Source organism: Paenibacillus sp. MER TA 81-3, assembly GCF_023713585.1.
In the GTDB taxonomy this organism is placed as follows: Bacteria; Bacillota; Bacilli; order Paenibacillales; family Paenibacillaceae; genus Paenibacillus_B; species Paenibacillus_B profundus.
Genome location: NZ_JAMAWB010000011.1, coordinates 68,043 through 94,254, shown reverse-complemented (window position 1 = coordinate 94,254; position 26,212 = coordinate 68,043). Strand labels below are relative to the sequence as shown.

Annotated in this window: 23 protein-coding genes; 17 read left to right on the top strand and 6 right to left on the bottom strand. The window is 50.3% G+C overall.

Going from position 1 to position 26,212, the window contains the following annotated elements; all coding sequences use genetic code 11:
* Nucleotides 1-110 precede the first annotated feature (110 nt).
* The 3 genes from M3650_RS17595 (at nt 111) to M3650_RS17585 (ending at nt 3,458) form a co-directional block, all read left to right on the top strand.
* Nucleotides 111-1,310 (top strand): FAD/NAD(P)-binding oxidoreductase, encoded by a 1,200-nt coding sequence (locus M3650_RS17595; RefSeq protein WP_251576714.1) that lies wholly within the window; start codon nt 111-113, stop codon nt 1,308-1,310.
* A gap of 64 nt (nt 1,311-1,374) precedes the next feature.
* Nucleotides 1,375-2,820: an MBL fold metallo-hydrolase gene (locus M3650_RS17590; RefSeq protein ID WP_251576712.1), complete on the top strand. Its 1,446-nt coding sequence runs from the start codon at nt 1,375-1,377 to the stop codon at nt 2,818-2,820.
* 260 nt (nt 2,821-3,080) lie between these two features.
* On the top strand, nt 3,081-3,458 hold the full coding sequence (locus M3650_RS17585) for a hypothetical protein (RefSeq protein WP_251576710.1): 378 nt from the start codon (nt 3,081-3,083) through the stop codon (nt 3,456-3,458).
* Between the two features lie 150 nt (nt 3,459-3,608).
* On the opposite strand, the gene M3650_RS17580 is transcribed toward M3650_RS17585, so the two are convergent.
* Nucleotides 3,609-4,415, bottom strand: coding sequence for a DUF1836 domain-containing protein (locus M3650_RS17580; protein WP_251576708.1), 807 nt, complete (start codon nt 4,413-4,415; stop codon nt 3,609-3,611).
* Nucleotides 4,416-4,640: 225 nt separating this feature from the next.
* Here M3650_RS17580 and M3650_RS17575 point away from each other — a divergent pair, with 225 nt between their 5' ends.
* The 7 genes from M3650_RS17575 (at nt 4,641) to M3650_RS17545 (ending at nt 11,441) form a co-directional block, all read left to right on the top strand.
* The gene (locus M3650_RS17575) at nt 4,641-5,927 is read left to right on the top strand and encodes a hemolysin family protein (protein WP_251576706.1); all 1,287 of its coding nucleotides are present in this window, start codon (nt 4,641-4,643) and stop codon (nt 5,925-5,927) included.
* Between the two features lie 196 nt (nt 5,928-6,123).
* Nucleotides 6,124-6,762: a GNAT family N-acetyltransferase gene (locus M3650_RS17570; RefSeq protein WP_251576704.1), complete on the top strand. Its 639-nt coding sequence runs from the start codon at nt 6,124-6,126 to the stop codon at nt 6,760-6,762.
* A 100-nt stretch (nt 6,763-6,862) separates the two neighbouring features.
* Complete coding sequence (gene hxlA / locus M3650_RS17565) at nt 6,863-7,495, top strand: 3-hexulose-6-phosphate synthase (RefSeq protein ID WP_019424310.1); 633 nt, start codon at nt 6,863-6,865, stop codon at nt 7,493-7,495.
* A 6-nt stretch (nt 7,496-7,501) separates the two neighbouring features.
* On the top strand, nt 7,502-8,059 hold the full coding sequence (hxlB, locus tag M3650_RS17560; RefSeq protein ID WP_251576702.1) for a 6-phospho-3-hexuloisomerase: 558 nt from the start codon (nt 7,502-7,504) through the stop codon (nt 8,057-8,059).
* A 118-nt stretch (nt 8,060-8,177) separates the two neighbouring features.
* Nucleotides 8,178-8,558 carry a winged helix-turn-helix transcriptional regulator gene (locus M3650_RS17555; protein ID WP_251576700.1) on the top strand — a complete coding sequence of 127 codons (381 nt, stop codon included), beginning with the start codon at nt 8,178-8,180 and terminating at the stop codon, nt 8,556-8,558.
* A gap of 940 nt (nt 8,559-9,498) precedes the next feature.
* On the top strand, nt 9,499-10,803 hold the full coding sequence (locus tag M3650_RS17550; RefSeq protein ID WP_251576698.1) for an MFS transporter: 1,305 nt from the start codon (nt 9,499-9,501) through the stop codon (nt 10,801-10,803).
* A gap of 11 nt (nt 10,804-10,814) precedes the next feature.
* A complete protein-coding gene (locus M3650_RS17545) occupies nt 10,815-11,441 on the top strand; it encodes an ArsR/SmtB family transcription factor (RefSeq protein WP_251576696.1) in 627 nt (208 codons plus the stop codon).
* 190 nt (nt 11,442-11,631) lie between these two features.
* Here the strand turns inward: M3650_RS17545 and M3650_RS17540 are convergent, their stop codons facing one another.
* The 3 genes from M3650_RS17540 to M3650_RS17530 all read right to left on the bottom strand — a co-directional run bounded on the left by M3650_RS17540 (nt 11,632) and on the right by M3650_RS17530 (nt 14,920).
* Nucleotides 11,632-12,714 (bottom strand): efflux RND transporter periplasmic adaptor subunit, encoded by a 1,083-nt coding sequence (locus M3650_RS17540; RefSeq protein ID WP_251576695.1) that lies wholly within the window; start codon nt 12,712-12,714, stop codon nt 11,632-11,634.
* 71 nt (nt 12,715-12,785) lie between these two features.
* The gene (locus M3650_RS17535; RefSeq protein ID WP_019424316.1) at nt 12,786-14,171 is read right to left on the bottom strand and encodes an ABC transporter permease; all 1,386 of its coding nucleotides are present in this window, start codon (nt 14,169-14,171) and stop codon (nt 12,786-12,788) included.
* A complete protein-coding gene (locus tag M3650_RS17530) occupies nt 14,168-14,920 on the bottom strand; it encodes an ABC transporter ATP-binding protein (protein ID WP_019424317.1) in 753 nt (250 codons plus the stop codon). Before M3650_RS17530 ends, M3650_RS17535 begins: the two co-directional genes overlap by 4 nt.
* Before the next feature lie 343 nt (nt 14,921-15,263).
* Between M3650_RS17530 and M3650_RS17525 the strand changes: the two genes are divergently transcribed.
* The 4 genes from M3650_RS17525 (at nt 15,264) to M3650_RS17510 (ending at nt 19,553) form a co-directional block, all read left to right on the top strand.
* The gene (locus tag M3650_RS17525) at nt 15,264-16,871 is read left to right on the top strand and encodes an RsmB/NOP family class I SAM-dependent RNA methyltransferase (RefSeq protein ID WP_251576693.1); all 1,608 of its coding nucleotides are present in this window, start codon (nt 15,264-15,266) and stop codon (nt 16,869-16,871) included.
* Nucleotides 16,872-16,874: 3 nt separating this feature from the next.
* Entirely contained in the window at nt 16,875-17,627 is a 753-nt protein-coding gene (locus tag M3650_RS17520) for a pseudouridine synthase (RefSeq protein WP_251576691.1), read from the top strand.
* A gap of 36 nt (nt 17,628-17,663) precedes the next feature.
* Nucleotides 17,664-18,464, top strand: coding sequence for a Cof-type HAD-IIB family hydrolase (locus M3650_RS17515; protein WP_251576689.1), 801 nt, complete (start codon nt 17,664-17,666; stop codon nt 18,462-18,464).
* Nucleotides 18,465-18,794: 330 nt separating this feature from the next.
* Nucleotides 18,795-19,553 (top strand): hypothetical protein, encoded by a 759-nt coding sequence (locus tag M3650_RS17510; protein ID WP_251576687.1) that lies wholly within the window; start codon nt 18,795-18,797, stop codon nt 19,551-19,553.
* 124 nt (nt 19,554-19,677) lie between these two features.
* Here M3650_RS17510 and M3650_RS17505 read toward each other — a convergent pair whose 3' ends face one another.
* Nucleotides 19,678-21,135, bottom strand: a complete 1,458-nt coding sequence (locus M3650_RS17505; RefSeq protein ID WP_251576685.1) for an RsmB/NOP family class I SAM-dependent RNA methyltransferase — start codon at nt 21,133-21,135, stop codon at nt 19,678-19,680.
* Between the two features lie 448 nt (nt 21,136-21,583).
* Between M3650_RS17505 and M3650_RS17500 the strand changes: the two genes are divergently transcribed.
* Nucleotides 21,584-22,513: an ABC transporter ATP-binding protein gene (locus M3650_RS17500; RefSeq protein WP_251576683.1), complete on the top strand. Its 930-nt coding sequence runs from the start codon at nt 21,584-21,586 to the stop codon at nt 22,511-22,513.
* Nucleotides 22,510-23,268 carry an ABC transporter permease gene (locus M3650_RS17495; RefSeq protein ID WP_251576681.1) on the top strand — a complete coding sequence of 253 codons (759 nt, stop codon included), beginning with the start codon at nt 22,510-22,512 and terminating at the stop codon, nt 23,266-23,268. The genes M3650_RS17500 and M3650_RS17495 overlap by 4 nt, the downstream gene beginning before the upstream one ends.
* A gap of 513 nt (nt 23,269-23,781) precedes the next feature.
* On the opposite strand, the gene M3650_RS17490 is transcribed toward M3650_RS17495, so the two are convergent.
* Complete coding sequence (locus M3650_RS17490) at nt 23,782-24,957, bottom strand: GGDEF domain-containing protein (RefSeq protein ID WP_251576679.1); 1,176 nt, start codon at nt 24,955-24,957, stop codon at nt 23,782-23,784.
* Nucleotides 24,958-25,058: 101 nt separating this feature from the next.
* Between M3650_RS17490 and M3650_RS17485 the strand changes: the two genes are divergently transcribed.
* Complete coding sequence (locus tag M3650_RS17485) at nt 25,059-26,195, top strand: glycosyltransferase family 4 protein (protein WP_251576676.1); 1,137 nt, start codon at nt 25,059-25,061, stop codon at nt 26,193-26,195.
* Nucleotides 26,196-26,212: the final 17 nt, after the last annotated feature.

The window sequence follows — 26,212 nt, the reverse complement described above, 5'->3', positions numbered from 1 at the left end:
ACTCTTTGCTTGCGCAATTTTCTTGCAGTGGAATGCATGATTACGTCTTATCGATTCATTATCCATCCTGAAGCAGGCTAGCAGCATTTGGGAGCAGAGGAGGGCAAGTGATGCCGAGACAACTTCACTATGCCGTCGCCATCGTCGGGGCGGGCAGCGCCGGATTGTCGGTTGCAGCCCGCTTGCTGCGCGCATCGAAAGGGCTTCACGGTTCAGTCGTACTTGTCGATCCGCAGACCAAGCACTATTATCAGCCGTTGTGGACGCTCGTCGGCGGCGGGGTCGTCCGCAAGGAGATGACGGAGCGCAACCAGAAATCGCTTATCCCGAAGGGCGCCGACTGGCTGCAGGAAGCAGTCGTGCGCTTCCATCCGGATGAGAACCGCTTCGTTACCGGGGCTGGAACCGAAGTCCGATACGACGTCCTCGTCGTTGCGGCGGGCATCCAGATTGATTGGGACCGGATTAAGGGCTTGAAGGAGAGCATCGGGTACGGCGGCGTCTGCAGTAATTATGATTACAACTACGTGGACAGTACTTGGAAGTCCATCCGCGAATTCCGGGGCGGCACCGCCATCTTCACGCAGCCGAACACGCCGATCAAGTGCGGGGGTGCGCCGCAGAAGATTATGTACCTGGCCGACGATGCGTTCCGCCGGTCGGGTGTCAGAGAGAAGACTGACGTCGTCTTCGCTTCGGGCAATGCAACCATCTTCGCCGTCCCGAAGTATGCCGAAGCGCTCAACCAGGTCGTGGAACGGAGAAGCATTACAGCGAAGTATAAGCGCAATCTGGTGGAGCTCATCGCGAGCCGGCGGGAAGCCGTGTTTGAGCATACGGACACGAAGGAGCGGGAGACGATTCAATACGGCATGATTCATGTCGTCCCGCCAATGTCCTCCCCGGCCTTCATCCGGGACAGTCCGCTCGCAGACGCGGGCGGGTGGACGGAGGTCGACAAGCACACGATGCAGCATGTCCGGTTCGCGAACGTGTTCGCCTTGGGGGATTGCAGCAATCTGCCTACCTCGAAGACCGGCGCCGCCATCCGCAAGCAGGCGCCTGTAGCGGCCTGTAATGTGTTGAACGTGCTGGCGGGACAGCCGCTAGATGCGAGCTACGACGGATATACGTCCTGTCCGCTCGTGACGGGATACAACCGGCTCATTTTGGCGGAGTTCGATTACGATCTGACCCCGCGTGAGACGTTCCCGTTCGACCAATCGAAGGAGCGTTATAGCATGTATGTGCTGAAGAAGAGCCTGCTGCCGAAGCTGTATTGGCACGGCATGCTGAAGGGACGCATGTAGGTGGCGGCAATGAGACAGGTATCTCGACTAATGACTGTACCAGAGAAAGGGGAGAGCGGCATCCATGCTGCTGCGTTATTTCTACGATGAGAAGCTGGCCCATGCGTCGTATCTTGTGGGCTGCCAAGCGACGGGGGAAGCGATCGTCATCGACCCGGCTCGCGACGTCACCCCGTATTTGAAGACGGCCCAGGCGGAAGGGCTAACGGTCGTCGCTGCGGCGGAGACCCATATTCACGCCGATTTCGTATCGGGCGCCCGCGAAATGGGGGCAAAGCACAAAGCAACGCTGTACGTGTCGGGCGAAGGCGGACCGGATTGGTCCTATGCTTACGTGAGTGAAGAGAACGGGCATCAGTTGAAGCACTGCCTTGTGAAGGACGGAGATCGATTCAACATAGGCAGACTTGAGTTCGAAGTGCTGCATACGCCAGGGCATACACCTGAGAGCGTATCGTTCCTATTGACTGACCGGGGCGGGGGCGCTGATCGCCCGATAGGTATATTCACGGGCGATTTCGTGTTCGTCGGCGATGTCGGCCGGCCGGATCTGCTGGAGAAAGCGGTAGGCTTGGCAGGCACGGCCATGGAGGGAGCGCGGCTGATGTTCCAATCCCTACAGCGCTTCAAGCGGCTAGACGAGTACGTGCAGATATGGCCGGCACATGGGGCTGGCAGCGCGTGCGGCAAGGCGCTCGGCGCTGTTCCGTCCTCGACGGTCGGATACGAAAAGAGGTTCAATTGGGCGTTGTCCTTCAACGATGAGCCATCATTTGTGGACGCCCTGTTGGCCGGGCAGCCTGAGCCGCCGACCTATTTTCCGCGCATGAAGCAGGTGAACCGGGAAGGGCCTGCGCTGCTCACGGATCTTCCCGCACCGGAGTGGATCGAAGGGACGGTTGTTGCGGTTGTAGGCAGCCTCGTGCAAAGAGGTGCGACCGTCATCGACACGAGAACTTCACCGGCGTTTGCGGCCGGCCACGTGGAGGGGACGATTAATCTGCCCTACAACCGCTCCTTTACGTCATGGGCCGGGTGGCTAGTCGATGACGAGCGGCCACTGTACGTCATGGGGGAAGCGGATCAACTGCCTGGGATCGTCCGTGATATGCGGGCCATCGGCATCGATCGAATCGCTGGAACGATAGAAGCTTCGGCGATGTGGAGCGGTGCCCAGTCGGGAGTGGCGGGCTTGCAATCGTACGCCGAGGTAACTCCTGCGGACATTGCCGGCAAGGTAAGTGAAGGGGAGGTGGTGGTCGTGGACGTGCGCTCCGGCGCGGAGTGGGAGGAAGGCCGAATTCCGGGCGCTCGGCACATCCTGCTCGGAACGCTGCCGCAGCGTATTCGCGAGGTGCCTGCCGACAAGCCGGTGCTCGTCCAATGCCGGACGGGGATGCGCTCCGCAATTGCGGCTGGCATTATGCAGGCGCACGGCATCGCGAACGTCATGAACCTGCAAGGGGGTATCGTGCGATGGCGTGAGGAAGGATTGCCTATAGCAAAGTAAGCTGCCTTCCTAATATTTTGCCCCCTTGTTATCTGAACCAAAAGAGAGGCTCGTCCAAATAGGTCTAAATGACCTATTGGAAAGCCTCTCTTTTTATTCGCTCTATTGAAAGAGTTGTGAGACAAGGCGAATTCCGTCTATAATTCCTATAAAAAAGATAGGAATTTACTGTTTACAAGATATTATATTTTTGTTATATTTAAGAAGAGACAACTTCCAGAATATTGCATCAAATACAAAAACCTAAGGAGTGATTCAAAATGAAGAAATTACTTATTTCCCTGTCAGCGCTGGCCGTTCTGGCTGCAGCTTCGCCAGCGTATGCTTCCCCTGTCGTACCTTCCGAATCGGCGGTTCAGAAAGCGCAACAATTTACCAAGTACTATGCGCTGCGGCCGAATGAAATCAGTTCGCTGGAAGGGATTTATTTGAAGAAAGGCCAGCAACTTACTATTTTTGCCCAAGGCAGCTATGCCTACTATTCGGTGTATGATTCAAGCAATCATCTAGGGACCTTTTTCAATAGCAACGTTGGAAGAATATTCACTGCCACGGAAGACGGCTATCTTTATGTTCAATTTGCCGCCCCTTCTTCGTATACGATTAATCACATCACCGCTACATACCAAATCAACTGAACAAGGGCTCTATTATTATCAAGCTGCATGAAGCAGAGTGCAGCTTGCCGCTAATTAAAAAAAGGTGAATCAGGGATGTCCCTGATTCACCTTTTTCCATATTTGCCGTTATGATTAACAGGCTTGTCTCTCCACCATGTGGGCTGCAGTTCATTCATTCTTTCGGCTGGTTTGGCCAGACAGCAATGTGGCGTTCATATACTTTTTGGCCAAATATTGAAAATAAGTCGTCTGCACGGAAGTGATCGCAATGACAAGCGCATTGCGGATAAGAGTACGGTGGCAGTGAGATTGCGGCGCCAGCTTGCTCATGTGATCATCCGTCTTATTGGAGATAATCAGCTCCAGCATATGGTCATGACGCAGCCGCAGCGGGTCGTGTCCGTGAACGTCAAGCACTTGGTCGTTGTTCTGATCAAGCTCTTCGTAGAGTGTGGCGTAGGCAGCATAGAAATTAAGCGGATGAATCACGTCATCCTCATCCTGCTCCGGGTTCATAAATAGCAGCGCTAGCAAGCTTCGTATCGAATCAAAATGAAGAGTTGCCCGTAGATCCTCTACAATAAGAATGAGAGCGGCTTGCTGCAGTGAATACTTCTTGCCAAGCCGGGGGGAGCCTATAAAGTCTTTAATGTCACGCTTGACCCAATTCTGTATGGATGTGATCGAAAAGTTGGAATACTCTACTTGGTTTCCGAGAGCTGCGATTTCATTCAAGGACAGCCCCTCTTTGTGGGAGCGCCCACGCAGTAACTTTTCATAAATGGGCGGTAATGTTGCAGACAGCATAGGAGAAGCGGTTATGTCGAGACCGCTCAGCTGCTGTTGGAATTCCTCCCATGCCTTTTGCAATATCGCTTGCGGTGCTGGAGATTGCTCCCTTGCTGTATTGTCAGCAGGTTGCAGAGCCATGAGAAGTTCAGACATTTTTTTGCGTGTAATGACGAAGCTATCCATCTTTTAACCACCTGATTATTTTGAAATTGCAATAAGCCTATCATAAGATTTTATCGAATTGAAAGTCAAAGCTGAAAAATAAATAAGAGAACTCGGTTTCGTCAGTGGATTGAACTCATGAAGTCAGATTTGACCCAAAACGACTGGATACTCCCTTTGTTTTCTTAGTTATAAGTTCTTATAATAAGTTCAGATGAACTCGAAATGATAAAGGAGAAATTAAATTTGTCTACAGGTGTCAGTTTTTTCTTGTTTGCTATCTTGATATTATTAACCGGTTTCTTTGTCGCAACAGAATTCGCCATTATTAAAATCCGATCCAGCCGAGTGGATCAGATGGTTATTGAAGGACGCAGGAACGCGCTTGCCGTCAAGCAGGTCACCAGTAACTTGGACGGATATTTGTCCGCCTGCCAGTTGGGCATTACGATTACCGCACTGGGACTAGGATGGTTGGGAGAACCGACGATGGAGAAGGTGCTGCATCCGCTCTTTAACTATTTTGCGCTTCCTGTGCAAGTGAGCTCTGTGCTTTCATTTGCCATCGCGTTCATCGTCATTACGTTCCTGCACGTAGTCGTCGGCGAGCTTGCGCCCAAGACGCTTGCGATACAGAAGGCGGAAGCAATCAGCGTGTTGTTTGTGAAGCCGATTATTTGGTTTTACAAACTGATGTATCCGTTTATATGGATGTTGAACGGGTCGGCGAACGCCATCATCCGCTTGTTCGGTCTCAAGCCTGCGAAGGAGCATGAAGAAGCACACTCCGAAGAAGAGCTGCAGATCATTCTGAACGAGAGCTACGAGAGCGGCAAGATCAACAATACGGAGTACGGTTATGTGAGCCGGATCTTTGCCTTCGACGAATTGCATGCCAAGGATATAATGGTTCCCCGTACGGATATGGTTTGTCTCGAAGTGATAGATACGGTGCAGGACAGCATCTCGACGATCAAACGGGAACAATATACGCGTTATCCAGTTATTCAGGACAGTAAGGACCATGTAGTCGGTATGGTCAACACGAAACAATTGTTTCTCCAGTTCGAAGAGATTGCCGATGCTCCGTTATCAGAAGTGATGCATCCCGTCCTGAGCGTGTCAGAGGCAATTCCGGTGAAGCAACTTTTGAAGCGGATGCAGCAGGAGCGCGTGCATATTGCGATTCTCATTGACGAATTCGGTGGTACATCGGGCATGGTTACGATTGAAGACATTTTGGAGGAAATCGTCGGTGATATCCGGGATGAATTCGACGCCGAGGAGAAGGCTGACATTGAATATATTACGGAAGACCAGATTATCGTGGACGGTAAAGTTCTGCTCTCCGACATCAACAACATGCTCGGAACCGATATCGAGAGCGAAGATATCGATACGATTGGGGGCTGGCTATACGATCGCATTCCCGACAGCAGGAAGGGAAGCCAGTACCAAATCGATGGTGTACAGTTCACCATTCTAGAAAAGGATAAACACCGCGTCCGCAAAATTGAGATCGTAAAAGGATAACATAAATTGCCGCTTTTTTCCATCACAGGAATAAAGCGGCTTTTTCTTGCCAGGGCGACGGTGATATGCAACAATTAGGGCGTGTGCGTTCTGTAATTGTTGCGATGCTGGTCTCGAAGCCCCGCATGAGGTTTTTGACTTCATTGTTTTTGCCATAGGCAGCATTATCGGGATCATGTTGAAAAGGAGTGGTATGATGATACAGATAAAAGGATTAACAGAGCTACAGATATATGGGCTCGCCGAAAAGATTGCGGATGGATTTAAAGATAACGCCGGATTTTATTGTTGGGGAGATAGTCCTGAACAAAGAAAATATGTGTTGACTCATTTTTTTAATCTCAACCTTCAGATATTGATCGAAAACGAAATGGCCTACGCGACCTCAGAAAATTATGAGGGGATTTGCGGATTTTGGACAAAAAGCAACAGTTTAAAGCTATCGGAAAAGCTGAAGCTGCTTAAGTTGGCAAAAGTGATTTCAGTTAGCAGTTTCTTGAAAATTGCAAAACAGTTTTCTAAATTGAAAAGAGCAGAAAGCTTTGTCAAGGGCGAAAAGGATTACCTTTTTGTATTTATGATTGTGGTGCAGGAACAGTACAGGCATAAGGGGTATATGCGGCAATTGATGGAGTTTGTGATGGGACAGGCGGATGAGAAAAATATACCCTGTATTTTGGAAACGGACAGCCAAAAAAACGAACAAATTTATAGCCACTATGGAATGAAAACGTTGAGCGTTCAACCGTTGGCCGACGATTTAACTTATTATATTATGGCTTACAATATGGATGGCGATCTTTCTGATCAACCTGCAATAGTATCCTCTAAGTAACTACCTCACTTGAAAGTGCCTACTTCCTAAATTGACAGTAAGGCTCTACAATGAGCGTGTAATTCATAATAAATTGACATGCAAAAGGAGTGGCACAATAATGGAACTTCAATTGGCATTGGATCTGGTAAACATTCCTGAAGCCAAGCAGCTGGTAGCAGAGGTTGCAGAGCATATAGATATCGTCGAAATCGGAACACCGGTCGTCATTAACGAAGGGTTGAGAGCGGTCAAGGAAATGAAAGAAGCGTTCCCGTCCTTGCGCGTGCTGGCCGATCTGAAAATTATGGATGCAGGCGGATATGAGGTCATGAAGGCGTCCGAAGCAGGAGCGGATATCATTACTGTTCTGGGCGTATCGGACGACTCGACAATCAAAGGCGCGGTTGAGGAAGCCAAGAAGCAAAACAAAAAGATTATGGTGGACATGATCAACGTGAAGGACATCGAGGAAAGAGCGAAGGAGATCGACGCGCTTGGCGTTGATTACATCTGTGTCCATTCCGGTTATGACCACCAAGCGGCAGGCAAAAACTCCTTCGAGGAGCTGACGGCCATCAAACGCGTGGTCAAGCATGCGAAAACGGCTATTGCGGGCGGCATTAAGCTGAGTACGCTGCCAGAAGTCATTAAGGCCAATCCAGACCTCGTCATTGTAGGCGGAGGTATCACCGGTCAGGGAGATAAAAAAGCGACAGCAGCCGAAATGCAGAAATTGGTTAGACAGGCCTGATTGCCCATGGAAACGGTAAAATATGCAGCAGAGATCGTACAGGAACTGCATCACGCGGTGGAACGTATCGCGGAAGAAGAAGCTGAGCAGTTGGCCGATATCATTTTGCAGTCGAAGCAGGTGTTTCTGGCAGGCGCCGGAAGATCGGGGTTAATGGGACGGGCTTTCGCGATGCGCCTTATGCATTCGGGGATGAATGCATATGTGGTCGGAGAAACGGTAACCCCCGGCATATCCAAGGATGATGTCCTCATCATTAGCTCGGGTTCAGGGGAAACGAAAAGCTTAATTCCGATGGCCCAGAAAGCGAAGAGCTTGGGGGCATCGGTTGTTACCGTCACGATTAATCCAGAGTCGACAATCGGCAGATTATCGGATGTAGCCGTTATGCTGCCAGGGGCACCGAAGGATAAAGCAAATGGCAGCTATGCCACCATTCAGCCTATGGCGTCATTATTCGAGCAGACATTGTTGGTGTTTTATGACGCGGTTATTCTCCGAATGATGGATAAACGGGAACTGGATTCTGACCGGATGTACGGCAGACACGCCAATCTGGAATAGAGTCGCTCCTCAAGATCGACAGCCATAGGCAGAGCATGCCAGAATCTCGAACCTCAGCTATACATGAGAATAAACACTTCGTGTTATAGTATTCTACAGAAAGGAGGGGCCGGTACGAATGGCAACAGTAATTAAAGACCGCATTAATCTCAAGGAAATCAATTGTGAAAAAGAACTTACCTTGGCCGTCATCGGGGGCAAATGGAAGCTGATTATATTATGGCATCTTGGGCTTGAGGGCACGAAGCGGTTCAGCGAGTTGAAGAATTTGATCCCGCATATTACGCAGAAAATGCTGACGAACCAGCTTCGAGAACTGGAGGAAGACCAATTGATCTCCAGAAAGGTCTACCCGGAGGTCCCTCCCAAAGTAGAATATTCTCTTACCGAACACGGTCAAAGTCTGATGCCGGTATTGCAGATGATGTATGACTGGGGCAAAAATTACGGTGAGAATGTGATCTGGAAAGGTTCAAAGCCATCTGTTACATGTGAATAGCGGTAGCAAGCTCATGTAATACTTTATTTTAACTCCTCATGTTCGCCTTTATTAGGTTGAAACGTGGGGAGTTTTTTGTAGCGAGAAAATATATTGTCACTGGCTTTCCCTAGCCAAAATTTACAGCCTAATCCATCGAGTTTTCACGCTGCCGTTTAACGTATCTCGACACGCCTTCACGTATTCTCATCAACCCTCAACCTACCTCGCTGTACCCTTTTGTTCACTCTCCCAGTGGTTCAGATTGAGCAGGCAAGAGTCGTCAAAGCGTTCTTTAGTTCACTTCCCGGTGGTTCAGATTGAGCAGGCAAGAGTCGCCAAAGCGTTCTTTAGTTCACTTCCCGGTGGTTCAGATTGAGCAGGCAAGAGTCGTCAAAGCGTTCTTTTGTTCACTCTCCCAGTGGTTCAGATTGAGCAGACAAGAGTCGTCAAAAGCGTTCTTTTGTTCACTCTCCCCATGATTCAGTTTGTGCAAGGAACAACAGCCCAGCAACAGAAGGCAATGGCGTATTGGATAAGATACGGATGAATTCATGTTCTTTTTGGAGCGGGTCCTCGAGGTGTCTTGTAAAGAAGGGTCTGATTCTAGCAGTGAAGAACGATTGAACTTTACCAAATGGTGATTCGATTAGTTCTCGTTTTCTGAATTAAGGGGTTAGTGGCCCAAAGGACTTTTTGGAAACCTCTTTTTAGAGGAGAGAGTCGGTATCATACGACTGCTTATAAATGGTCTGGACTAGCATGAAGCGAATCCTGTCAGTTTGCACGCGCCATTGTTGATTTTCCTTAAGGTGAATGTTTGTGAGCATTGCAGCTGGCCATTCTTAAAGCCTCAACAGAGTTTTTCCCATTTGATAGGCGAATTCCTTATTTACAAAATTATTTTTAACGTTAAAATAAGTTTTAGCGATAAAAGTAATTATAAACGGAGGCCTTATTCATGAAGCTGCTGCTAAACAATCGCGCTTTTCGCCATCTCTGGCTCGCGCAAATCGTCTCCGAGCTAGGGGACGGCATCACTCGGCTCGTCGTCATTTTTCTGGTCGCGCACTTATCGAGCAATCCGCTTGCCTTAAGTGTGGTCGTGCTGGCTCAAGTACTGCCCAACATGCTGCTAGGCACGTTCGTCGGACCGTTCATCGACCGCTTCCGCCGCAGCCTCATCATGGTTGCCGCCGACTTGTACAGAGCCGTCATCGTCCTGCTGCTCATCGTGTTCCAGAATGAGCTCTACGGCATCTATGCGTTGGTGCTGCTGCAGGGCATCGGGACTGTCCTCTTCGAGCCCGCGCGCACAGCTATCGTTCCGCGTGTCGTCGGCCAAGAGAACATTACGCAGGCCGTATCGTTCTCGCAGGCGACCTATATGGCGATGAAGCTCATCGGCCCAGCGCTTGCCGGACTGCTCATTCCCTTTGGACATTTTGGCTGGCTGTTCACTTTTAATTCATTTACATTTGTGTTGTCCGCCTTGTTCATCTTTGGAATGTCGAGAGCGCTGTCTGAGGACCTGACGACAGCTCAACAGACAGCCATGACGGGGCAAGAAGAAGAGCAGGTCGTTGCGAAGGAGCCGTATTGGCAATCGTTAAAAGATGGGCTGTACACCATTTATCGCCACGATGGCTTGTTCGCTCTGCTCATCCTGCTTGTTCCCATCATGCTCGTCATGGGAGTCATCAACACGAATTTGAACGCGGCGCTGTTGCAGTCGTTCCGGATTCCAGCTGAGCATTTCGGCTTCATCTCCAGCATGATTGCTGCCGGAAGCATTATGGGAGCGTTGGCCGCCCCTTCTCTGCTGCAGCGGCTCAGAACGAATGTGATGCTCTTGGGTGCCGTGGGCGCCATCGGCTTGTTCTGCATGCTGATTGTGCCGTTGTTCCATTTATATCAGGAAAGCGGGGTCCTCAGCGTCTATGTATGGGCGCTTGGCGTTGGCGTGTCCATCTCATGCACGAACGTGCCGCTGAGCAGCCTGTTCATTACGCTGATGCCGGATGAGATGCGGGGCCGAGGCTCGGGTGTGTTCGAGTCCGTCGCGCAAGCGGGAACGGTGCTCGGCATCGGTGCGGGCGGCTTGTTCGCCTCTCTGTTCGGCGTATTGACGGCTACTGCAATTGCCGGATTGCTGCTTATCACTGTCGCTGCCGTTTTCCCTCTGTTAAAATATAATCAAGCGCTTCGGCAATCGAACGAGACGAAGCTGTCGGGAGGAGGCCAAGCCGCGTCTTCTTCGGGATAAGGGGGGACATCTTGCGAGAGAACAAGATTATTGATGATATCGAGTTGGCAAAAATATTGCTCGACCCGCGCCGCATGCACATATTGCGGCTCGCCCAAGACGAGCCAGTCACGGTTAAGCAGATGGCAGAGCAGATGGATGAGAAGCCGTCCCGGCTCTATTATCACGTCAAGAAGCTGGAAGAGGCTCATTTGTTGGAGCTTGTGGAGACGAAGCAGCAGGGAAATCTGATTGAAAAATATTACCGGTCGAACAATGAACATCGGAGCTTTACGTTCGGCAAGCAGCTGACCGCGGAATACTCCAGTTACATCGTGCAGGAAATACTTCGCATCACCCATCAAGGCATGGGCTTGATTGAAGAGGGAATGAAGATGGGTCAGATCGGCGAGGGCATGCTGGCGGAAGCCAATATCGCATACGCATCGTTGACACCGATGGAATGGGCAGAGAAAACGCATCTCGTACAGAACGCGATTTCCTCTAACAAGGAGCAGTCTCCGTTCGAGCCGTCCGAATCGGATATCGCAAAGAACGCCGAGTTATCCAAGCAGACGACGAAGGATGATTACGTATTCGTGATGCTCAGCTATCGGTTGAATGACGTGCCGGACGGACAGAACGAGCCTGAAGCGTGAATAAGCCGGTGCAAGCTTACCCGTGTCTAAGTAAGATGGATCGATAGTGAGCAAGTCTACGCAAGTTTCGGATATCGCAGCACAACCAAAAGGCCAACCAGAAATCTCTGACTGACCTAATCATACGAAAGACCGCTCTGCATCCTTCCCAGCGGGACAGGAGAACGAGAGCGGTCTTTTGTTATTTGTATTATTGCAGGACGACGGTGTCGCCTTCCTTTAAGCCTTCCAGAACTTCGGTCTTCTCTGGGGTCTCCATTCCAATCTTGATGTCACGGCGTTCGTATTGGCCATTGCCTTTGTCCAGCATGACGTAATAGTTGTCCTTCTCACGCATGACCGCCACGGTTGGCACGACGATCGCATTTTCTTTGCGGTTCGTTTCGATTTGGCCTGTCAGGCTGAGACCCGCAATCAGATGCTCATTAGCATCCAGCGCGATGATGACTTCGAATTGTGCGGGCTGGTTCGCGTTTTGTTGATCGGTCACGCTTTTGGCAAATTTCGAAACCTTCAACACTTTGCCTTTCAGCTTCTCATTCTTCATTGCATTCATCTTCACGACAACCGGCATGCCCGCTTTAATGCGGAACACATCTTGCTCTCCGACTGGCGTTACAAGCTGAAGCTTGCTTAAATCGACGATTTTGCCGATGCGGTCATTATCCTTAACGGCTTGCGGCAGCTTGTTCGGATCATCATATAGGAAGATGCCGGAGGCAGGCGCCGCATAAGTGGCTTCCGCTAGCTTCTTCCGTTTTTGGTCTAGATCCTTCTGTTGGATGTCGAGTGTTACATTGTTCAATTCCGACTGCAGCTTGGCTGTTTCCTTTTCCGCGAATTTCTTTTTCATCTCCGCTTCCGTTGAAGGAAGCAACTGATCTTCGTCGGCAAGCTTCAACTGCATCTGTGCCAACTGTGCTTCAAGCCGCTGCTTCTTGATGGCGGCTTCCGACTGCGCGAGCTCATTCTGCAAGGCGCTCGGATCCAATCGGAACAGCACCTCACCCTTCTTCACCTGCTGACCGTCCTTGACGGCCCACTGCTTCACTTCCGAACCGAATGGGGCATAGATGAACGTTTCCTGTTCATAGGTTGACTTACCCTTGACCTCTATGTTGTTCACCAATGTCTCCTTCGTTACCGTAAACGGAATCGCGCCGGTATTTTCCATCGTATCTGCCGGTTGAGACGGACTGGCGAAATTGTATAAGCCATAGCTGATGCCGGCGAGCACGAGCAAGATAATCGCCCATTTGATCTTCTTCTTCATTTTCGTCGCGGACCTCCTTCAAATTGCTACCTGTCTATCATGAATGTATAAAAGTCACTATTGCTGCATCTCTAGTCACGTTTAATCGCAGTTAACGCATCTGTGCGCGAGGCGCTAATCGCCGGGTATAGTCCGGACAACACACCGGTCATTATCGCAAACGCAATGCCGATCGGTATAAAGGTCGGTGAAATAAACAGAATCGATTCTCCGCCCCCGTCTGACATGGAGCCTGCGGTCAAGCCGTTAATGCCCCACACAATCCAATAGGACAGCATGATTCCGATCAGTCCGCCAAGCAAACCTAGCAGCGCTGCTTCGATAATGAACATGTTGCGAATCTGCTTCAAGTTCGCGCCAAGCACCTTCATGATGCCGATTTGACGGCGGCGCTGATACGTGGACATCGTCATCGCAACGACAATGGAGATGGAGGCGATGAAGAGGACGAACAGCCCGATGCCGAGCGCAATCGTGCGCACTATGGCAAACTGCTCATTCAACCGATCTTTCTGATGCAAATTAGTGCTCGTGTTCAGCATTAGTTTTTTGATTTGCTTCTCGACTTGCTCCACATTGTTCTGATCGTCGACCTTCACGACTAGCGAATTGTATGTACCTGGCTCTGTCGCATTCTCTCCGTTTTCCAACCGGATCTCCTGCTTCAGAAGTTCGCCTGTTTCAATCGAGACATATACCTTTTTGTCATAAGCGATCATATCATCCCTGCTGCCGCTCGGTTTCTTCAATACACCCGACACGCGGAGCGGGGAGCTTAAAAAGGATTTTCCATTCATATCGGTACTGCCAAGTCGTACTTGGCGCTGGTACAAGGAGGATGGAATTCGGTTCATGTTGCGATACTGTTCCATGAGCGAATCATCGTACGGATTGTCCTGCAGCTGTTGGATGAGCTTGTCCATCGTCTCCTGATCGACAAGACCCAGAGTTGCCCCGTAGTTCAAGACGGCAGTTCCCGCTAAATCGGAAGCAGCTCCCTGCATGAAATCGTGTCCGAATTTGGTTAATGAATCAAGATCGGTTGCGATCACTTCCACCATGGCTCTGCGCTCATCCAGCGTGTTCATTTCCAAATATCCGAGCTGTTGGTTAGCCGCGACGGCTTTTACGTGCGGAATATTTCGGATGACCTCGAGCTTCTGTTGTGTTATTTTACCGCGCTCTTGGACCTCGTCCGTTTCTGACGATTTAGCGGCTGCACCGTTGTTGCCCGCTCCGCCTCCGCTCACGCCTTTATTTGGAGAAACTGTAATTTCGTCCATTTTTAAAAAGGTATTAAGCTGACTCTCCGCATACACCTGCGCTGACTCGCCCACGCTCATCGCAACGACAATCGCTGCGCAACCGATGGAAATACCAGCGGCGCACAGCGCGGTAACGACTTTGCGGCGTTTCAGTTGATCCCAGGAGAGATTGATATAGTCCCGAATTCTCATGTCGTCTTACCTCCCGCAGGAACAGGCTCTTCCGCGACGTTGTGGGGCGGCATAGCCGGAACAATCGGAGCGCCTGGAGCATGATCTTCCACCAATTTTCCATCGCGTAACGTAATGATTCGTTTCGTCTGCTCTGCGACTTCAAGCTCGTGCGTAACGATGATGAATGTGGTATCCATCGTTTTATTTAAGCTTTTGAGAATAGCAATAATTTCTTCCTCTGTGCGCGTATCGAGGTTCCCTGTAGGCTCATCGGCGAAAATGACCGAAGGCTCCGTAATCAAGGAACGAGCAATACTGACACGCTGCTGCTGCCCACCGGATAATTGGGAGGTGAACAGTTCCGATTTATCGGGAATGCCGACCTGCTCCAGCAATTTCAACGATTTCTGCTTCCGTTCAGCAGGGTGAACTCCTTGGAAAATAAGCGGGAGCTCAACGTTCTCGCGAACGGTCAAGTTCGCTATCAATTCATAAGCTTGAAATATAAAGCCGATGTGCTTTCGCCGAAATTCGGCCAGCTGGTTCTCATTCATTTGCACGATGTCATGTTCGGCAATGAAAATATTGCCTTCGGTCGGCTTCATCAACCCCGCCATCAAGTTAAGTAACGTCGATTTACCGGAACCGGAACTGCCGAGTAAAGCGACCATCTCTCCACGCTTGACCGAAAAATCAATGGAATGCAGCACTTGGGTCGTCTCGGGGCCATTCTTAAATGCGTGGGATAGACCTTCAACACGTAACATTCGGCTCCTCCTTTCTCTCAACTCTATACACATTAAATTAAACAGTGTTTCATACGGCTGGCGCAAGGCAAAGTTTCTCAATCATGGCCAATGTGACAATAATGTAAGTATTATTAATGAGACGGAGGGAAGCGCGCCTTCTCCTTCGCCACTTTCGTTTAAAAACGATAGGGATCATGGTATGCTGTTATCATTGCTGTTTTTAAGAGGTTGTTCAAAAAGCTCCCTTTTGACCTTCCGATGCAGTTTTCTAGCGAAAACATGTACTTCTCGATGCTGAAAAGTGGTCTTTTTGAACATTCATCTTAAGACGATATGAAGGCAGATTTGAAAGGATGAATGTATGAAGAGTCTCCCGACAGCGTTTGTTCAGACCATGCAGAAGCGGCTTGGCGAACAATTCGATGAGTTTATGAAAAGCTACAACCAAGAGTCCTATGCCGGAATTCGCGCAAATGGCCTGAAGTTGGATGCTGCATCGCTTCAAAATATAGTTCCGTATCCACTGCGGCCGATTCCTTGGACGATGGACGGATATTACATCTCGAATAAGGCTCGTCCCGGCAAGCATCCCTATTATCATGCGGGGCTATATTACATTCAGGAACCAAGCGCCATGGCACCGGTTCAATGTTTAGATGTTCGTCCCCACGACCGTGTATTGGATTTATGCGCGGCTCCAGGCGGTAAGTCGGTTCAAATTGCTGCACGTCTCGGAGAAGAAGGCGTGCTTGTCACGAACGACATCCACCCAGATCGGACCAAAGCGCTCGTCCGCAATATCGAGCTATACGGGGTGCGGCGCGCGGTTGTGCTGAATGAGAAGCCAGAGCGGATTGCGGAAGCATTCCCCGGTTTTTTCACGAAGGTGCTTGTCGATGCGCCATGCTCTGGAGAGGGCATGTTCCGCAAGGAGCCGGATATGGTCAAATCGTGGGAGCGCGAGCCGGTGCTGACCTATGCCATGATGCAGCAGGATATTATGAACAGCGCAGCCAAGCTGGTTGCGCCTGGGGGACGGCTTGTCTACTCAACGTGCACCTTCTCGCCGGAAGAGAACGAAGCGTCCATTGCCCGCTTCGTAAGCGCGCATCCGGAGTTCTGTGTCGTCCCGATTCCGTTAGCCAACGGATTCGCTGCCGGACGACCGGATTGGGCACGTGACTGCATGAACGAGCACGGCTGGGAAGCAGACGAGCAGGCGATCGATAGCACGGCTGGCACGGCGCGTCTCTGGCCGCACCGCTTGCAGGGCGAAGGGCATTTCGTAGCGGTGCTGGAACGGTGCGATTCAGAGTTAGCGGAGTCGGAAGGGCAGGAACGTGTCGAGCTTCAAGAACAGGCAGATAGCATCGATAAGGTGTCGCACGTTGGATCCGTTGTCGTGAACGCCCAGCCATCAAGGCAGGGAGCGAAAGAGCAGAAAGCGAAGCAGCGTTCCAGTCAGGAACGCCTCAAGCAAGGGGGCAAGCCTGCGCCGATTAAGTCGAAGGGCATCGTTCCGCCGACTCCAGATCAGCTTGAAGCATACGGTTGCTTCTGCCGCGACCAGATGTCGACGGCGATTGCCGAGGCGAATGCGGCGATCGGGCCTTACTTATATGCGTGCCCGCTTCCGATTCATCGGTTGGGTGCGCTGCGCGTCATGCGTCCGGGGTTATTTCTCGGCACGTGCAAAGGGGAACGATTCGAGCCTGCGCACGCTTTGGCGATGGCAATGACGAGCTCGCACATGAAGCGTGTGCTGCCGCTTCGATTAGGTCAGGACGAAGTGATTCGGTATTTGCGCGGCGAAACGTTAACGTTGGGAGAAGAGCATATTGAACGGAATCCAGCTACACCTGCGAAAGGGTGGCTGCTGGTATGCGTGGACGGATATAGCTTGGGCTTGGCCAAATGGGCGGGAGGAACGGTGAAGAACGAATACCCGCCAGCATGGAGGTGGACGTAAGCAATGGCGAAAAAAATGCGCTTGGATAAGCTGTTGGGACATATGGGGTGCGGTTCGCGCTCAGAGATTAAAAAATGGGCCAAAGGCGGCTTGATTGTTGTCAATGGCCGGGTGGTGAAGGATAGCGGATTGCAGGTGGATCCGGAGCATGACGAAATACTATTGGACGGAGAGCGGATCCGATATCGTGAACATATTTACGTCATGATGCACAAGCCTCAGGGCGTCATTTCTGCGACGGATGATTTGAGGGAGCAGACGGTGGTTGATTTGCTGCCAGAGAAAATTCGCCACTTCGAGCCGTTTCCGGTAGGGCGGCTCGATAAAGATACCGAAGGCTTGCTGCTGTTGACGAATGACGGCAAGCTGGCGCATGAGCTGTTGTCACCGAAGAAGCATGTGCCGAAGACGTATTTTTCTATCGTAGAGGGTGAGGTTGGTGATGATGATGTCGAAGCATTCCGCGATGGGGTAACCCTTGATGACGGATATGAGACCCAACCTGCGGCCTTGACGATCCTTCGGCATGAGCAAGAGGAACATCGCATCTATTCACATATCGAATTAACGATTACCGAAGGGAAGTTCCATCAAGTGAAGCGCATGTTCGAGGCAGTCGGCAAGCGGGTGATCTATTTGAAGCGTCTCTCGATGGGGACGCTCATGCTAGACGCCGCGCTGCCCCTGGGACAATGGCGGGAATGCTCGGAGGACGAAATCGACCAGCTTCGGCAAGGAAAATCAATAGAAAAATAACCTTGAAAGGGTTATGAAATGAGAGGAGTGCACCATATGAAATATCGTATCGTCGCCTTAGACATGGATGGGACTTTGCTGTATGACGACCATTCGCTGTCTGTTAAAAATGCGGACACGATTCGCGAGGTCGCGTCTCAAGGAATTGAAATCGTGCTTTGTACGGGACGCAGTCCGATAAGCACACTGCCTTATTTAGATGAATTGGGTCTGGAAGGGATTGTAATTACGCATAACGGTGCAGCTACGGTCGCATCCAATGGACGACGTGTGCTCCATCGTTTTGAAATTCCGCCCATGGGGCTTGAACCGTACATTCAATACTGCCGTGAGAACGACGTTCACTTCGATATTAATACTGCGTTCGATCTATATGTAGACAAGCTGGAAGGGTTGACCCCGGAAATGCATGATGTCTACGGTCAGTTTCTTATCGAGCCGAAGCAGTTCCCGGGGTGGGAGGGTCTCACAGACGAGCCGCTCAAGCTGACGATGAGCGGGATGAAGGATCAAATGGATCAGGTCGAGGAGGAGCTCAAGCTGTGGAAGCATGAGCACAACTTCATCCGTTCGGGCGATTTCTTCATTGACATCATGCATCGCGATGCGACCAAGGGCAGCGCGCTGCGGGAGTTAGCCGATAGGCGCGGCATCCCGCGTGAACAGGTGCTGGCGATCGGCAATTACTTCAATGACATGACGATGATTCAATTCGCTGGCATGGGCGTAGCCATGGACAATTCACCATTGGAAGTGAAGGCGGCCGCGCAAGATGTGACCTTGTCCAACAACGAAGACGGTGTGCATGAGGCGCTTCGCAAACATTGTTTGTCGTAACATGAATTTTCATCTATGCATGTCCGCAATGGCATCACAAAAGGCGGGGAAACCATTCCCCCGCCCTGCGTGGTGTCGTTTTTTTTGTTTCATGAGCGCGAAACGATGACCAGAAAAATGAACCGAAGCAGGGAACGTGGTTCCGTGCAATTGGAGGATGCGGCGGAACATACGTCATTCGGTATACTGTATACTATGGTATCGGTTAGTTCGCGTATGGACGATTGCCCTCACCTATAATTTTGGGTGCATGTTCCATCATTGCAGCGGGAATCCTAATGCCAAACTCTTGATGTAGAAGAGGGTAACGTCAGGATGGAGGTATGGATGATGGCAGAGGTTCAACTGCGGCCGGATTTCAGAACGATGAGCGGAGAAGCGATAGACGTTCTGTGGCAAGGCACCTATGTCGGTGTATTATCGTTATTATATCGTGAACAAGAACGGCTGCAAGGGTCATTTATCATTGATGCTCAAGCATGTCAAGACGAGTCGCTTGTTATTGTGGAGCAAAACATTGAGCGGTATGTCCGCCATGTGGCCGAAGCATTAGGAGCGGCTGATTTCGAAGTCGTGTTCGTGCTAGGGCAAGTGCGGCGGATCGTGGCGGGTGACGAAGAAAAAGGTGAATTCGAGGATGAAGCGGGCACTTATGAAATGGAGTATGAACAATATGAAATGGAGCCGACAGCCTTGGTCGTAACTTCTTCTGCCTGTTGTACAACATCGGATGAGACGCTTGGCGACCGTTCTGACATCGTAGCGCAGCCTAAGCGCTTGATCGGAGAAGCGAATGCTCACATTCATGTCGTGCTGGCTCGTGACGATGGGAATGCGCTTCTGTATGATCTGTATAGCGATGCAAGCGGATCGCTGCCGATCGGTGCCGCGACCGTCAGTACAGACGGGGAACAGTTGGCTGGCTACATCGATTTTCGCGTGCCAGGTACTTGTGCCGAGCGTGAAGTAATCGCAAAAGCGCTTGTCAAGCAGCTAGCTGAGGAGCAAACCTTTGATGTGCTCCATCTGACGATGATGTTCCGTAATGAGATTATCGACGAACTGTTGATGTATTGCCATTCGTCTTAAGAAACGAACCGTTAGCCTTGCAGAAACAAAGCTTCGTATGGAGCATCGTGTCTGCAAGGATAGCGGTTTTTTAGTATTAATACGTGTTATACTGCGTGTTCAATAGGCGGCTCTTTGAACAACTCTATAAGGAACGAAGCCCTTTGGGGTAATGATTCTTCAACATGCCATCGGACGCTTTGCCCCAGCCCAACGGTAATCCGTCGACGGTAACGAGCATCCAGCCCTTAGTCCGGACTGACTCGGAATCTGATGACAATGCAATCGATTCTCCTCTGAGAAAGGCGCGAATCCGCGTATCATCTGCTGTCGCTTGCAACGTATGTGCTGCTTGTCCACCTGTAATGCACGCCAGTGCCAAGGCGTGCGCGGGTTCAATCCGATTCTTCCGCATATGGGCGAGATGGAGACCGGCACGTGGCACGCGCAATCGGTCTAATGCCGCTCCGTTGTCCAGGAAGACGGTCGCAGCAGCATTGCCTTGCGGCAGCCAGTACAGCTCTTCGCCGAACAGCAGCGGCGTCCCTGGAGGAAGGGAGAAGTCAGGAATATGATCCCCTGCCCATGCTTCGAACTGCCTGAATGAGTCGTTAACATCTGCTGTTCGGGATGTCCCGCGCTCCGAATGGCCCGAACTGGAGCGTCGACCTTTTGACTTGGCAGAAGCTCGGATAGAGTTCGAGACAGCGTGCTGTTCAAGCACGTCTTCTAATCCATCGGACGTCTTCTGAAATACGGCCACGAAATGCCCCTCCCCCTCTGCAAGGTGCGGCCAAATCCGTTCTGTTCTTACAAGCTGGAATTCGGGATAAGCGGCAAGCCATTTCTCTACGATGTCTTCGTTCTCCCTGCGATTGAACGTACAGGTGGAATAAGCAATCGTGCCTCCCGCCTTGAGCATGGTGACTGCTGCTTGAATAATGTCCCATTGCCGCGCAGCGCAGGCTTCCACATGGAGAGGGGACCATTCCTCTATGGCACTAGGGTCTTTGCGGAACATCCCTTCTCCGGAACACGGGGCATCGAGCATAATTCGATCGAAGGCCAATGGAAATTTGGCTGCTAGCGAGTGCGGATCCGCCTGTGTGACGATAGCGTTGGCAATACCCATGCGCTCGATATTTTCGGCGAGAATCTTCGCACGCTGCGGATGGATCTCGTTCGCGACGAGTACGCCTTCCCCTTGCATGCGGCCGGCGATCTGCGTCGATTTCCCTCCCGGGGCGGCTGCCAGGTCCAAAATGAATTCGCCTGGCTGCGGATCCAGCAGCGCCACCGCAGACATGGCGGACGGTTCTTGGATGTAATACAAGCCAGCGGCATGATATGGGTGCTTGCCTGGACGCGAATGTTCATCATAATAAAAGCCTTCTTCGCACCAAGGTACGGACCGCAATTGGAATTGCTGCGTTGCGAGTTCGCGCGCAGCGGCATGGTGCTCCCATTTAATAGAATTCACCCTTAAGCCGAAAGCCCTCTGCGCGTCATAGCTGTGCAAAAATGCGTCGGCTTCTTGGCCGAGCAACTGCTCCATTTGCTGGATATAGTGCTGCGGCAGTTGGGGTAATGGTGATGGTGACATCGTACAACTCCTTGTATAATAGAATGTGCAAAAAGGGAATTAAAAATAAAATTTCCTTATTATTTTACCGGACAAAAAGATACTCATGCAACGGAAATTGAAATGTAAAAGAGATTTTGCCTCTCAAGGGGGGCGCCACGAATAGTCCGCTACTTGCTTTCATAGCCCCCCTTACTTTTTTGGCCATGAGAGCAGGATGAAAAAATACTGAACACTTGTCGAAGGGCACTCCTTAGGTGACAATAATGTAAGTCGAAAATACGAAACGTTGTTTCAGGTCGTTACGTATGGAATAAATGGCAGAGCAAGCTTTGCGGTTAACGAAACGCATGGAAACAATCTGACAGGGGTAAACAGATAAAAAGTGCGTGTTCATAAAGGGGCTTTTTGAACAATCTCTAAAGTGATGAAATGATGAAGGTTTAATTTGAAAGGAGTGAAGTGCTTGATGAACGATGTCGTGGTGGAACTAAAGAATGTCACGAAAAAAATAAAAGGCAAGACGATTATCGATGATTTGTCGTTCAGCGTTCGCCGCGGGGAAGTATACGGATTTCTCGGTCCGAACGGAGCCGGCAAAACAACAACGATTCGGATGATCGTGGGACTGATGTCGATGACGAACGGTGATATCGTCATCGAAGGTCATAACATTCGGACCAATCGCGCGAAGGCAATGGCGAATGTTGGGGCTATCGTCGAAAATCCGGAGCTGTATAAATTTATGACCGGACGGAAAAATCTTATCCATTTCGCGCGCATGAGCGGCAAGCCGATTCGGGAAGAACGGGTTCAAGAAATTGTGAAGCTCGTTGACTTGGAGAATGCGCTGGATAAAAAGGTGAAAAATTATTCGCTGGGGATGCGTCAGCGTCTAGGCGTCGCTCAGGCTCTGCTGCATAATCCATCTATTCTTATATTGGACGAGCCTACGAACGGGCTTGATCCTGCGGGAATTCGCGAGCTGCGTGATTACTTGCGCCATCTTGCGAAGAAAGAGAATATTTCGATTCTCGTATCTAGCCATTTGTTGTCTGAAATCGAGCTTATGTGTGATCGTGTTCTCATTATCCAGAATGGAAAATTCATTGGCGAGCGTGCAATGGATCCGAATGCGGACGGTGCTGCATCTGTACCGAAGGCCATTCATTTCGATGTGAGTGAGCCAGACAAAGCGCTTGCTGCGCTTGCATCCACTACATGGTCAGCTTCGCTAGGAGAAGGCGGGGCGCTCTCCGTTGAACTATTGAGAGAAGATATTCCGAAGGTGGTAGAACATCTTGTGCAGCATGGAGTCGCTATATATGAGGTGCGTACGGTTGCTCCGACTCTGGAGGACACGTTCTTGTCCATGACGAAAGGAGGCCGTATCGAATGAGATATTTCGTATCCCTTGTGCAAAATGAATGGATGAAAGTGAACAGTAAACGGCAGGTCCCTTACTATTACGCGTTCATCGCCGTCATTTCCTTGCTGTTAGCCGTTGTAATGCGCTTTTTTATTTTTAAAGATCAGCCCTATTCATTCATCTCCTTTACAAGCGACGTCCATTTCGTGTCAAGTGCGCTAACGAGCATCTTTATTATGGTGGTGTCGGCTCAGATTATAACGGATGAGTACAAAGACGGAACCATTAAGCAAATCCTGATTCGCCCAGCGAGCCGGACGATGGTGCTGATGTCGAAGCTCGTCAATATATTGCTTATTTTGCTAGTGGTCTACATGGTTACCTTGTTTATTGGATTGACGTTAGGCGCCATCTTCTTTAATATCATCCCGGCCGATGTCAAGCTGATGCAGATTGTAAGCGATATGGCGCTCAGCCTTCCGAACGTGCTGTTCTATGCGCTGGTTGCCTTTACGACTGCGGTTCTGACGCACAGCTTAGGGTTGTCGATTACGATACCTATTATTTTGAAATGGGTCCTTGGTTCGTCCATCGTTTTCCTATCAAGCAAGAGCTGGTACAAGTTCCTTATCTTCCCGAACCTGGACTGGAAGCCGTATTTTACGGGCGATACGCTGCCATTTAAGGGCGCTTCGTTTGGCTACAGCATCACCATCTATGCGATCTATATGATTGTGCTGCTTGGCATTTCGATAGTTGTATTTAAGAAGAGAGACGTGCAATAAGCGGCTTTCAATAGTATCTTTCCTCGCTTGTGCAATATGAATAAAGGGAACTGTCCTAAAAGAAGATAAATGCACTTGGGGGATAGCTCGGTTCATTACAAATATAGTGAAGTTACAAAAAAATGGTGAGGCAGGGGCTATTCCTGCTTCACTATTTTTCGTTTTGCCGGGGTTTCACTTTCTTGAGTAAATGATGGACAAGCTCTGCCTCTGGATCAATCCATCATCTGCCCAGATGGAAAGCGCACAGCCTGCTTCGCTAATGCAGCTTTTCCCGTGCCTGCTGGTTGTAACGCGTGCAGAGAAACTCAACTTTCTGCCAGAAGCAAAGCATCATTGGAAAATGTACAGCAGAATGTACGATTAGGGCGGCCGAACGGTATGCAGACTGTAATTTGTACAGTGGATCTGGCTGCTTTTCAGCTATATACAACACCCCGCCCTTCAGCAAAGAAAACGGGGACTGTCCTTGAGGTCATTCAACCTTTTGGGACAACCCCCTTTGTTGTATGGTCAACGTTTAGCCCGAGATCGGGGAGCGTAAGAGGCGCTGTATACGGATTGGAAAGCGGTCACCCGATTTTTGCCGTTCGTCTTGGAATAATACATTGCCTGATCGGCCTCGCGGATCAAATCCTCGGCCGTCATATGTTTGCGGAGATTGCTGATGCCGATGCTGATCGTGACACTAGTCTCGGTCTCTACGCGCTGACGTATCTTCTCGGCAATCTGATCCGCGCGTGCATTCCGATGCAGAATGAGCCCGATCAATTCTTCGCCGCCGAACCGTCCGGTAATTCCGTAATCGTCAATTTCTTCGCGCATGATGAGGGAGGTCTGCTTCAATATTTCATCGGCCTGGTCGTGACCGAACGTATCGTTTACCTTCTTGAAATTATCGATATCACAGAAAATGAACGAAATTTTGTATTCATTTCGAATGTATTGGCGCATAACCTTCAATACGTACCTGCGATTGAATAACCCAGTTAGGCCATCAGTGATGGACGTCCGGTATGTTGAGTGCAGCAGTTCCACCACGCGCTCGAACAGAATAAAGAACAGAAGCGTGTAATAGATAAGCGGCAGCAGGCGTTCCAAGATAAGAATGAAAGCATTTGAGCTTTCAAACCATGTGGCATTGACAGTTACGAGCAGAAGCATGGCAAAGTGCGCCGCCAAGCTGCATATGTATTTGACTTGTTGGCCGATGCGTGGGGCAATCACCGTATAGCAATAGATGGTAATGATCATATGATAAACGATGAGCGGCAACGCATGAAAGAATGGTGACACCGAGTGGGATGTCAACAGATGTGATAATACGGCTATTGCTGGAATGCAGAGCAACAGAAAGCCGAATTGCAGCCGCGAGCCTCGGGTGGAACGTTTGTACATCCGCAGAATAGACATATTTACAAACACAAAAGAAAACGCTTGCAATGCGGTTCTTCCTACGAATATTTCATAGGAATCCTGCTGCAGCCAAGATACATTCACTAAATCGAGCGATCGTTCCGCAGCCATGATCACAAAAGAGGTCATCAGTAAAATATAAGTATTGGAACGCTGGCGGGAATAAAGACGAATTGCCATTAGAAACATGATGAAAATGATATAGAGCATGCAGGCTGACGTCATTTCTACAACCTGACTTACTTCTGAAAAGGGGATTGCAGCTTGAATCATATTGAGTTACTCCGTAGTTTAGGTTCTTTACTGAAACATATGTTCTAATATATCATAAACGATAGGTGGCGAAAAGCGCGAACATAAAGGAGGCGCAAGACATGAACATATTACAAGCCTTATTTTTCCCGCCTGAACAACCGGGAGGCGTGTCTTCCATGGTTCCTTATATATTGGATCGGTTTCAAACGCCGAATTGGGAAATGGAATTGTTCTCACTGCCGAAGCGCATTCGGGGAAAAGGACAAGAGGATGTCCGGTTTATGACGTTCGATTGGACGCAGTACGAAGCAAGTCCAACCGTGCAAAAATATATGCAAACGTACAAAGATTACGTATGGTGGTGTAAGCTCCGGTTATCGAAATCGTACGACCTGATACATGCCCATCACCCGATAGCGGGACTGGTCATGAAGCAGCTGTATCCGGATACGCCTGTTATCATGACGCTGCATTCCAGCTTCGAGCGGGAGTTGATTCTGAACGGAAAGATTGAAGCAGGCGGGTTGGAGCACTGCTTCTTGACCTCGCTATATCGTGAGTTGGAAGAATGCGTGGATCAGATGATGACCGTATCGAAGTCGTTCCTTGACTACGTCTCGCCTTATGTCAGTCATCCCGAACGTATTGGCGTGCTGCCGAACGGGTTCGATGAGAAGCGATTCAAGCCGATTGCTCATGATAACGCCGTTCCACAGCTTATTGTTGTATGCCGGCTCGTACCTGCCAAAGGGCTGGATGTGCTGCTGCATGCGTGTGCCGAACTGAAGCGGAGAGGTCATGCCTATGTGCTGCATATTATCGGTGACGGGCCAATTCGAGAAGATCTGGAACACTTGGCGCAGGAATTGTGCATATACGAGGAGACAATCTTCTATGGTTATATGCTGCATCCGGAGGAATTCATGCCGTTCTCCGATATTTTTGTGCTGCCTTCGCGTGCGGAGGCGTTCGGTTCTGTGTTCGCAGAAGCAGCGTTGTGCTGGTTGGCGCTCGTGGGCACGGACGTGGGCGGCATTGCCGAACAGATCGATGACGGCGTGAACGGGCTGCTTGTGCCGCCGGATGATCCGATAGCGCTAAGCAATGCGTTGGAGCGGGTCATGACGGACGGCTCGTTCCGTTATGAGCTGGCGCGGGCCGCCTGGGCGAAAGCGAAGCAGACCTATTCTCTATCGCGCATCGTTAATGAACTGAAGTGCATGTATGTAAGTTACAGACCGGAACAGCACGATTAAGACTGCGCAGCCGGCGC

Excerpts from the sequence above, each read along its gene's own strand:
- M3650_RS17525 (WP_251576693.1), top strand. The coding sequence starts at position 15,264 with ATGAAGAGTCTCCCGACAGCGTTTGTTCAGACCATGCAGAAGCGGCTT.
- hxlB (WP_251576702.1), top strand. The coding sequence starts at position 7,502 with ATGGAAACGGTAAAATATGCAGCAGAGATCGTACAGGAACTGCATCAC.
- M3650_RS17505 (WP_251576685.1), bottom strand. The coding sequence starts at position 21,135 with ATGTCACCATCACCATTACCCCAACTGCCGCAGCACTATATCCAGCAA.
- M3650_RS17490 (WP_251576679.1), bottom strand. The coding sequence starts at position 24,957 with ATGATTCAAGCTGCAATCCCCTTTTCAGAAGTAAGTCAGGTTGTAGAA.
- M3650_RS17550 (WP_251576698.1), top strand. The coding sequence starts at position 9,499 with ATGAAGCTGCTGCTAAACAATCGCGCTTTTCGCCATCTCTGGCTCGCG.
- hxlA (WP_019424310.1), top strand. The coding sequence starts at position 6,863 with ATGGAACTTCAATTGGCATTGGATCTGGTAAACATTCCTGAAGCCAAG.
- M3650_RS17595 (WP_251576714.1), top strand. The coding sequence starts at position 111 with ATGCCGAGACAACTTCACTATGCCGTCGCCATCGTCGGGGCGGGCAGC.
- M3650_RS17580 (WP_251576708.1), bottom strand. The coding sequence starts at position 4,415 with ATGGATAGCTTCGTCATTACACGCAAAAAAATGTCTGAACTTCTCATG.
- M3650_RS17520 (WP_251576691.1), top strand. The coding sequence starts at position 16,875 with ATGGCGAAAAAAATGCGCTTGGATAAGCTGTTGGGACATATGGGGTGC.
- M3650_RS17535 (WP_019424316.1), bottom strand. The coding sequence starts at position 14,171 with ATGAGAATTCGGGACTATATCAATCTCTCCTGGGATCAACTGAAACGC.
- M3650_RS17510 (WP_251576687.1), top strand. The coding sequence starts at position 18,795 with ATGGCAGAGGTTCAACTGCGGCCGGATTTCAGAACGATGAGCGGAGAA.
- M3650_RS17515 (WP_251576689.1), top strand. The coding sequence starts at position 17,664 with ATGAAATATCGTATCGTCGCCTTAGACATGGATGGGACTTTGCTGTAT.
- M3650_RS17590 (WP_251576712.1), top strand. The coding sequence starts at position 1,375 with ATGCTGCTGCGTTATTTCTACGATGAGAAGCTGGCCCATGCGTCGTAT.
- M3650_RS17585 (WP_251576710.1), top strand. The coding sequence starts at position 3,081 with ATGAAGAAATTACTTATTTCCCTGTCAGCGCTGGCCGTTCTGGCTGCA.
- M3650_RS17500 (WP_251576683.1), top strand. The coding sequence starts at position 21,584 with ATGAACGATGTCGTGGTGGAACTAAAGAATGTCACGAAAAAAATAAAA.
- M3650_RS17555 (WP_251576700.1), top strand. The coding sequence starts at position 8,178 with ATGGCAACAGTAATTAAAGACCGCATTAATCTCAAGGAAATCAATTGT.
- M3650_RS17485 (WP_251576676.1), top strand. The coding sequence starts at position 25,059 with ATGAACATATTACAAGCCTTATTTTTCCCGCCTGAACAACCGGGAGGC.
- M3650_RS17530 (WP_019424317.1), bottom strand. The coding sequence starts at position 14,920 with ATGTTACGTGTTGAAGGTCTATCCCACGCATTTAAGAATGGCCCCGAG.
- M3650_RS17495 (WP_251576681.1), top strand. The coding sequence starts at position 22,510 with ATGAGATATTTCGTATCCCTTGTGCAAAATGAATGGATGAAAGTGAAC.
- M3650_RS17570 (WP_251576704.1), top strand. The coding sequence starts at position 6,124 with ATGATACAGATAAAAGGATTAACAGAGCTACAGATATATGGGCTCGCC.
- M3650_RS17540 (WP_251576695.1), bottom strand. The coding sequence starts at position 12,714 with ATGAAGAAGAAGATCAAATGGGCGATTATCTTGCTCGTGCTCGCCGGC.